Origin of the sequence: Campylobacter concisus, assembly GCF_902460545.1 — a bacterium.
Classification (GTDB): Bacteria; Campylobacterota; Campylobacteria; order Campylobacterales; family Campylobacteraceae; genus Campylobacter_A; species Campylobacter_A concisus_AE.
This window is the reverse complement of record NZ_CABPUE010000008.1, coordinates 72,053-80,036: the sequence shown is the minus strand read 5'-3', so window position 1 is coordinate 80,036 and position 7,984 is coordinate 72,053. Positions and strand designations below refer to the sequence as shown.

At 38.7% G+C, this 7,984-nt stretch carries 10 protein-coding genes; 4 read left to right on the top strand and 6 right to left on the bottom strand.

Annotation, left to right across the window (positions count from 1 at the left end):
• The 5 genes from FZ949_RS07300 to FZ949_RS07280 form a co-directional block, all read right to left on the bottom strand.
• On the bottom strand, positions 1-922 hold a 922-nt coding region (locus tag FZ949_RS07300), incomplete at its 3' end, for a DUF945 family protein (RefSeq protein ID WP_148790318.1).
• Positions 919-1,485, bottom strand: a complete 567-nt coding sequence (locus FZ949_RS07295; RefSeq protein ID WP_148790305.1) for a DedA family protein — start codon at positions 1,483-1,485, stop codon at positions 919-921. The genes FZ949_RS07295 and FZ949_RS07300, both read right to left, overlap by 4 nt.
• Positions 1,485-2,081 carry a lipid-binding SYLF domain-containing protein gene (locus FZ949_RS07290; RefSeq protein WP_103579902.1) on the bottom strand — a complete coding sequence of 199 codons (597 nt, stop codon included), beginning with the start codon at positions 2,079-2,081 and terminating at the stop codon, positions 1,485-1,487. Before FZ949_RS07290 ends, FZ949_RS07295 begins: the two co-directional genes overlap by 1 nt.
• A gap of 9 nt (positions 2,082-2,090) precedes the next feature.
• A complete protein-coding gene (gene rny / locus FZ949_RS07285) occupies positions 2,091-3,644 on the bottom strand; it encodes a ribonuclease Y (RefSeq protein WP_103579901.1) in 1,554 nt (517 codons plus the stop codon).
• Complete coding sequence (locus FZ949_RS07280) at positions 3,565-4,209, bottom strand: 5-formyltetrahydrofolate cyclo-ligase (RefSeq protein ID WP_103579900.1); 645 nt, start codon at positions 4,207-4,209, stop codon at positions 3,565-3,567. Before FZ949_RS07280 ends, rny begins: the two co-directional genes overlap by 80 nt.
• Before the next feature lie 55 nt (positions 4,210-4,264).
• On the opposite strand from FZ949_RS07280, the gene FZ949_RS07275 reads away from it, so the two are divergent.
• From FZ949_RS07275 to radA, 4 genes are read left to right on the top strand one after another with little or no spacing between them, the layout of a single operon-like run.
• Positions 4,265-4,897, top strand: a complete 633-nt coding sequence (locus FZ949_RS07275) for a TlpA family protein disulfide reductase (protein WP_103579899.1) — start codon at positions 4,265-4,267, stop codon at positions 4,895-4,897.
• Positions 4,897-5,763: a signal recognition particle-docking protein FtsY gene (ftsY, locus tag FZ949_RS07270; protein WP_148790304.1), complete on the top strand. Its 867-nt coding sequence runs from the start codon at positions 4,897-4,899 to the stop codon at positions 5,761-5,763. Before FZ949_RS07275 ends, ftsY begins: the two co-directional genes overlap by 1 nt.
• Positions 5,756-6,118 carry a VanZ family protein gene (locus tag FZ949_RS07265; RefSeq protein ID WP_021085260.1) on the top strand — a complete coding sequence of 121 codons (363 nt, stop codon included), beginning with the start codon at positions 5,756-5,758 and terminating at the stop codon, positions 6,116-6,118. The genes ftsY and FZ949_RS07265 overlap by 8 nt, the downstream gene beginning before the upstream one ends.
• Positions 6,093-7,433: a DNA repair protein RadA gene (radA, locus tag FZ949_RS07260; protein ID WP_103579897.1), complete on the top strand. Its 1,341-nt coding sequence runs from the start codon at positions 6,093-6,095 to the stop codon at positions 7,431-7,433. The genes FZ949_RS07265 and radA overlap by 26 nt, the downstream gene beginning before the upstream one ends.
• Before the next feature lie 138 nt (positions 7,434-7,571).
• On the opposite strand, the gene FZ949_RS09630 is transcribed toward radA, so the two are convergent.
• The coding region (locus FZ949_RS09630; RefSeq protein WP_262367792.1) for a Cj0814-related protein at positions 7,572-7,984 on the bottom strand (413 nt) is incomplete at its 5' end.

Genomic DNA, 7,984 nt, shown 5'->3' with positions numbered 1-7,984 from the left:
TATTAAGCTTGTCTAATACATTATTTAATGCGGGCACATTGATATTTGCGATTTTGCTATCAAAGACAAAATCTGTATATTTTACTTTATCAACTGCTACTATACCTATTTTTATAACATCGTCTGATCTTCCAAGATCATTTGAGATTTCAAATTTTGAGTCATACTTAAAGTCATCTATCAAAATATTACTTACATCATTAGATGCGAAAGACACCCTTTTAAATTTAACTTTTGCTAGATAAGGTACAAGCTGACTCTCTAAAATTTTTGAAATCTTAACTGGCTCTTTATAACTTGAGTCAACATAAAATCCTTCGATATTTAGATCAACTTTGTTGTACTCACTAAAATCTTTCAAAACAATCTTGTCTGCTTCAACCTTTAAGCTGTTTATACTATCTTTTGAATCAAGCGTCATACCAATCTTTATATCTTTTGTATTAACGGCGGTTTTTTGCTTATCATTAAATTCAATATTGCTAAATTTAATATCCACATCTTTATCGCCAGTTAAGCTAACTTTTGTTTTAGTTGTTGCAATAACATTTGAACCCATAAATGTTGCGATAATGTTTTTAATCATATCGTTTTGAATAGAAATTTTTGAGTCTATTTCAAAGCCATCTATAAAAGCAAGCGCTGTATGAGAAATTTCATTTTCTACTTTAAAAACCAAATCCTCATTTACATTTTTACCAAATATATTTTCCAAAAGATCTTTTGAAACACTAAAATCAAATGATCCTTTTGAGCCAAAAAAACCTTTTTTGTAATTGTTATTAGAAATTTTAAAGCCCTTAATATTGTTTAGATCATTCACTATCCTTTGATAGTTCTTTTCCACCTCATTTGAAGCAAAATAAATCGCTCCAATGGCTACCACGATAACTACGATTAAAGCAGATATCACCTTTTTCATGCTTTTCTCCTTTTTGTAATATGTTGTAAAAAAAACCAAATTCCAAGCAACAAACAAACCATAGCAAGAGGCATAATATATCCATGCTCGCCAAGATAGTCGCTTGCACCTACAAAATAATCACCCGCTTTAAAGCTAGCAAATCCGATAATGACCGCCCAAAGTACTGACGAGATCAAATTTATAATACTAAATTTATAAAATGAATACTTCGTAAGTCCAAGCGCGATAGGAACCAAAGTTTTAACTCCGTAGATAAATTTTTTGATAAATATTATCTTATCACCGTGTTTTTTGGCCAAAATTCCTGCATAAGCAAGCTTTCTTTTATGATTTTTGATATAAGGCATAAATGAGTTTTTATTAAATCTTGCAACATAAAAAATTAGTGTGTCGCCGATTGTATTTGCCACAGCAGCGACAATTATGCTAAGAGTGATGTCCATTTTGCCTGCAAAGCTTAATATCCCAGCGGCGATTAATGCAACCATACCGCCACCAAGGCTATAAAAAAACAATACAATATAGCCGTACGTTGAAACTGAGTTTATGATATCTTGCATTAATCTCCTAAAAGTTTAGATGCAGAGGCTATTAGCTGTTCATAGGCATAGCCACTTTGCTTTAAAATTTCTTCTCTTACACTGATGACTGCTCCACCAAAGCTAGCTCCCGCAAAAAACCCATCATTTGCAGCATAAGCATAGATATCACTTGAAAATTTAAAATCGCTTACTTTACTGTAATTGCGTCCAATGTCACCAAAAGCTACTGAAAGCTTTGTATCAAGCGTGATCTTGGCATCTTTAATATCGTGGATAATGCTATCTTTAAATATAAAAAGTACAAGTGAACTATCTTCATAACCAAGCTGTATACCGATACTGCCGCCACTTATGCTAACTGGTAAAATTTCACTTGGCGAGTTAATGTTACCAACAACCATGATGCCATCTCCGCCCATGCCACCAACTACAAAACCGACCTTTTTAACACTTGGAAAGATGATCGTCGCTTTTGACTGCTCGATTAGCTCTTTTATAGGGGCGTTTCTAGCGCCTCTCATAGTTGTTATAAACGAGTTTGCCGAGTCTAGCACGAGCTCCTCGCTGGCAAAGCCAAGTGAAAAAAATAATAAAATTGAAAAAAGAAATTTCATATATTGCCGTTATTTTGCAAAATCAACAGCACGAGTCTCTCTGATGACGCTTACTTTTATCTCACCAGGATACTGCACCTTGCTCTCGATCTCTTGAGCTATCTCTTTTGCTACAAGCACTGCCTCGTCGTCATTTATGAGCTTAGCATTTGCTATGACGCGAATTTCACGGCCTGCATTTATCGCATAAGCTTGTTTGATGCCATCTTTGCTTTTTGCAATATTTTCTATCTCTTCAACACGCTTTAAGAAGCTCTCAAGCACCTCACGCCTTGCACCTGGACGAGCTGCACTTAGTGCGTCAGCTGCGCAAACAGCCGCACTTTCTATACTTGTTGCCTCTTCGTGGCCGTGGTGAGCGTAGATGGCGTTAATGACAACTGGATGCTCTTTGTAGCGTTTGCAAATTTCAGCTCCAAGATCAACGTGGCTGCCCTCATACTCGTGAGTTAGCGCTTTACCGATATCGTGAAGTATGCCAGCTCTTTTTGCAAGCTTCTCATCTCCGCCACACTCAGCTGCGATGATGCCAGCAAGGTGAGCTACTTCAAGGCTGTGAGCCAAGGCATTTTGACCGTAGCTCGCTCTAAATTTAAGCTTGCCTATTAGTTTTACTATCTCTGGATGAATTTTATTTAGACCAAGATCCATGACGATGTTTTCACCCTCTTCTTGTATGCTTTGCTCAAATTCTTCAGTCACTTTTTTGTGAAGATCTTCTATCCTCGCTGGCTGAATTCTGCCGTCCTCCACCAAGAGTTCGATCACTCTTGTAGCGATCGCACGTCTGTAAAGGTTAAAGCTGCTTAAGATGATCGCGTGTGGGGTATCATCGATGATGATATCAACGCCAAGCACCATTTCAAGGGTCTTGATGTTACGTCCTTCTTTGCCAATGATCCTACCTTTTAGCTCATCGTTTTTAATATTTACGACATTTATCAGACGCTCAGCCGCAAATTCTCCAGCAAATCTTGACGTAGCCTGCGCTAATATGTAATTAACCCTCTTTTTAGCCTCTCTTTTTGCCTCTTCTTCGTATTTTCTAACGATATGAGCAATATCCGCACGAGACTTCTCCTCGACCTTTTTAAGCACGACCTCTTTTGCTTCTTCTTCTGTTAAGCCAGCAGCGTGCTCAAGCACTCTTATTGCTTCTTCTACTTTGTTTTGATAAGTCGCTTTTAAATTTAAACCCTCTTCGTAAGTGATCTTTGCGTCTTGCTTATCTTTTTCAAAAAGCTCTTTACTCTCGTTTAAAAGCTCTTGCTCATTTAGCAAAATTTTCTCTTTTTTGGTTAGCTCATCAAATTTATTTGCATACTCTTTTTGAAGCTTTGTCGTCTTGTCGTCGTATCTTTTTTTAGCCTCAAATTCAGCCTCTTGTACTGAAATTTTAGAATTTTTAAGCGTTAGCTCAGCTTCATACTCAATAGCTTTTGCCTTTGCTTTTGCTTGTTCTAAGAATATGTTGTAGTTTGCATCATTTATCTTTTTGGCGTATAGATACCCTGCTCCAACGCCCGCCACACCGGCTCCTAAGCCTATTAAAACCTCTATCATTTATTCCTCTTTTTATATAATTTTTGTTTGGGGTTATATAAAAGTCTGCTACCACATCTTGTGCATTTGAAAGCACATCTTTGGTGTAAAAGTCTTTTATCTCAAGAAAAACTATCCGTTTTGGCTTAATGGGCAAAGAGTCAAAAAATCTATCATAAAATCCTTTTCCATGCCCTATCCTTGCCATAGCTCCATCAACCCCAATCGCTGGAACTACCGCCATATCAAGTCTAACATTATCCATTTTTTTGCCAGATGGCTGTCTGACATTAAATTTATAAGTTATAAGTGGCAGTCGCAATCTTACCATCTTTAAGCTAAGACCTACCATAAAAGGGGCAAAAATTTCACATTTATGTGATAAATTTCGCCTTATTTTAAGCACATCAACTTCGTAGTTAAGTGGCAAATAAAACAGTACTTTCTTAGAATTTGTAAAATTTATCAATTTCAAAAGCGTTTTTGTAGCTTTATAGTGCGAGCATTTGGCCTTAAATTTAGTAAGTTTCATTAAATTTGCTCTTGCATTTTTTCTAAATTCATTTTTTTCTAAATTAACGCTCATTTTATACTCTTTCTTGTATAATCCTGAAATCTTATTCAAATTCAAAAGGAAAGTTATGACATTAAAACGAGCAATTATAACATCACTTTGCATTTTTGCATTTTTTGGATGCGGCAACGAGAACAAGCAAAAAAAAGAGCAAAACACAAGCGAACAAACGCAAAGCAAAATTTTAGATAAAAATGCTAGCAAAGATGAAAATTTAAGCAAAGACTCACTCACTCCAAAAATGAGTGAAAGTGCCCAAGAAAACGAGATAAAAGAGATAAATCTAAAGCTGCTAAGTGGCACAACTATGCAGATTACAAAAAGAAGCAATGGCTTTGACGTAAAAGATGGTAAAAAAGCAACTCTTTACGTATTTTTTGCCACTTGGTGTCCTCCTTGCAAGGCTGAGATCCCACACTTAAACAACCTAAGCGAGAAATTTAAAAACGAACTAGATATCGTTGGTGTGCTACTTGAAGACAAAAGTGAAGATGAAGTAAAAGATTTTGCTCAAAAATATAAAATAAAATACGAAGTCGCAGTCGGCGAGGGAAATTTTTTATTTGAAAAAGCGATGGGCGGCATAAAAGGCTTGCCTGCGTCAGCACTTTTTAAAGCAAATGGTGACTACGTTCAAGGCTACATCGGTCTTGTACCTGAAGAGATGCTTGAAAATGACATAAATAGGGCAACAAAATAATGCTTGATTTTCTAAAAAAAGGCTTTGAGAAGACTTTTGGAGCGATAAGCTCAGCGAAGAAGTCAAAAAAGATAGACAAAGAGAGCTTAGAAGAAATTTTACTTGAGGCCGACGTAGCTTACGAGATCGTGGAAGAAATTTTATACTACTTACCGCCACAAGATGAAGTGAGCAGAGCTGATCTTAGGCGCGTTATGAGTAGCTATTTTATCTACGAAAATGAGCGTGTGATCGAGCCTGATAAGCCATTTGTCAATCTTATCCTCGGCGTAAATGGTGCTGGTAAGACGACAACCATCGCAAAGCTAGCAAATTTATATAAAAATAATGGCAAAAGCGTCATTTTGGGCGCTTGCGATACATTTAGAGCTGGGGCGATCGAGCAGCTTCGCCAATGGTCAATCAGACTAAATGTGCCAATAGTCGCCACCCAGCAAGGTCACGACCCTTCAGCTGTTGCTTACGATACGATCAGCTCGGCCCTTGCAAAAGGCATCGACCGCGTCATCCTAGACACGGCTGGCAGGCTTCAAAACCAGACAAATCTAGCAAACGAACTTGATAAGATCGTTCGTATCAGCAAAAAAGCCTACGAAAAGGCGCCTCACCGCAAGATCCTCATCCTCGATGGCACGCAGGGCAACGCTGGCGTCGCGCAGGCAAAGGCATTTAACGAGATCGTATCGCTTGATGGCGTCATCATCACAAAGCTTGACGGCACTGCAAAGGGCGGAGCGCTATTTGGCGTGGCAAGGGAGCTTGAGCTACCTATATTTTATATAGGCGTTGGCGAGAGCATGGACGATATCATCAAATTTAACCCAGACGAGTTTTTAGACGAGCTGATGGACGCCATTTTTGAGTAGGGTAAAATTTCTTAGTAAAATTTGCTTTTTCGCTGCTCTTTTGGCGATTGATTTTCTTGCATTTACTCCAAAAAGTCCTGCGATCATCGAAAATTCGTGGGACAAAGCAAACCATTTTTTAGCTTTTTTCGTCCTTTATATACTGCTCTACCTTGGCTATGAGTTTAAAATTTTAAAAAATTTAGCCCTACTTTTAGCCTTTGGCGTGCAAATAGAGCTCGTTCAGGCATTTTTACCAAACAGGAGCTTTAGCCTGCTTGACATCGTAGCTGACATGATCGGAGCGGCTTTTGGAGTGATAGTAGTTGAAATTTTAAAAAGGATATATTATGGCAAAAGCAAAGCCAGTTTTTGAGTGTCAAGCCTGCGGTAATCAACAAGCAAAGTGGCTGGGCAAATGCCCACAATGTGGGGCTTGGGATAGCTTTGTCGAGCTTAGCCAACAAGAGATAAAGATAAGTAAAGAGATAGCAAAAAGCGCTAGCACACCCAGCAAAGCCATAAGCATCGACGAAGTTGAAATTCAAAATTTCACTAGATTTAGCACCAAAGATAGCGAGCTAGACCTTGTTCTTGGTGGTGGCGTGGTCGAGGGCTCGCTTGTTTTAATAGGTGGCAGTCCGGGAATTGGCAAATCAACCCTGCTTCTAAAAATTGGCTCAAATTTAGCAAAAGACGGCAAAAAAACGCTCTATGTAAGCGGCGAAGAGAGCCAAAGCCAGATAAAAATGAGAGCTGATAGGCTAAATGCTGTGGATAAAAATTTATACCTGCTAACTGAAATTTGCCTAGAAGATATCCTGCTAGAGGTGCAAAAGAGCGATTATAAGGTGCTAGTCATTGACTCCATACAAACACTTTATAGCCAAAATATAACCTCCGCGCCAGGCTCGATCACGCAGGTTCGTGAGATCACATTTGAGCTGATGAGGCTTGCAAAGAGCCAAAATATCTGTGTTTTCATCATCGGGCACATAACCAAAGAGGGCTCAATCGCAGGGCCTAGAGTGCTTGAACATATGGTCGATGTGGTGCTTTATTTCGAGGGTGACGCGAGCAGAGAGCTGAGAATTTTGCGTGGGTTTAAAAACCGCTTTGGTTCGACGAGCGAGGTTGGTATATTTGAGATGAGCCAGCACGGACTGGTGAGCGCAAATGAGGTCTCAAGCAAATTTTTCACGCGTGGCGGGGCGATGAGTGGCAGTGCGATCACCATCATAATGGAGGGTTCAAGGGCGCTTAGCATCGAAATTCAGGCGCTCGTTTGTGAAAGCGCCTATCCAAAGCGAAGCTCGACTGGCTTTGAGAGAAACCGCCTAGATATGCTGCTAGCCCTACTTGAGCGAAAGCTTGAAATTCCACTTGGGCACTACGACGTCTTTATAAACGTTTCAGGTGGCGTTAAGATAAGCGAGACTGCGGCCGATCTAGCCGTCATCGCAGCGATAATCAGCAGCTTCAAAAACCGCCCTATCAGCAAGGATAGCGTCTTCATCGGTGAGCTAAGCCTAAACGGTGAGATAAGAGAAATTTTCAACCTCGATCAGCGCCTAAAAGAGGCAAAAACGCAGAAATTTAAAAACGCCATCATCCCAAACAAACCGCTTGATACGCAAGGTCTAAAGTGCTTTTACGCCAAAGATATCACGCAAGTGCTTGAGTGGATGTAAATTTATCTTACCAGCAACTTAATATCAATACTTTGCTGGCTAAGCCATATTTTTTATCTTTTGCATAAGTCTTAGGATATCTATGCTTTTTCTTTGAAATTTAAATTATAAAAATTCCGTTCTTTGCTTATAAAATACCTATGCCCTCTTATCCACTTTAAGCTTTGCTACTTTTTCTAAAATTTCAAACATACTCTTGCCACTATCAAATTCACTCTTTATAAATTTATAAAGCTCCTTAAATCTCTCATCGGCTTCAAACTTATAGGTTTGAGACTTTTTAGTAACTTGTATAGGAGTAAATTTTTTCTCTTTGGTGTCGTCTTTTTCTTCTTCAACGCTCTCTATATCCTGAAAACCTTTTTCATTCATCTCTTTTAGTATATTGACAGCATTTTTGGTATCTTCGCCAGATAAAGTTATATTAAACCGCTCTTTTAGTGCATATTTAGCCCACTCCTCTTTAAACTCATCAACGCTCATATCACTATCAAGCAGATCAATAGTCCTTGAGTTTTGCATAAATAGCAGTTGGTGATTGCCACGATATT

Excerpts from the sequence above, each read along its gene's own strand:
- radA (WP_103579897.1), top strand. The coding sequence starts at position 6,093 with ATGGCAAAAGCAAAGCCAGTTTTTGAGTGTCAAGCCTGCGGTAATCAA.
- FZ949_RS07295 (WP_148790305.1), bottom strand. The coding sequence starts at position 1,485 with ATGCAAGATATCATAAACTCAGTTTCAACGTACGGCTATATTGTATTG.
- FZ949_RS07280 (WP_103579900.1), bottom strand. The coding sequence starts at position 4,209 with ATGAGCGTTAATTTAGAAAAAAATGAATTTAGAAAAAATGCAAGAGCA.
- ftsY (WP_148790304.1), top strand. The coding sequence starts at position 4,897 with ATGCTTGATTTTCTAAAAAAAGGCTTTGAGAAGACTTTTGGAGCGATA.
- rny (WP_103579901.1), bottom strand. The coding sequence starts at position 3,644 with ATGATAGAGGTTTTAATAGGCTTAGGAGCCGGTGTGGCGGGCGTTGGA.
- FZ949_RS07290 (WP_103579902.1), bottom strand. The coding sequence starts at position 2,081 with ATGAAATTTCTTTTTTCAATTTTATTATTTTTTTCACTTGGCTTTGCC.
- FZ949_RS07275 (WP_103579899.1), top strand. The coding sequence starts at position 4,265 with ATGACATTAAAACGAGCAATTATAACATCACTTTGCATTTTTGCATTT.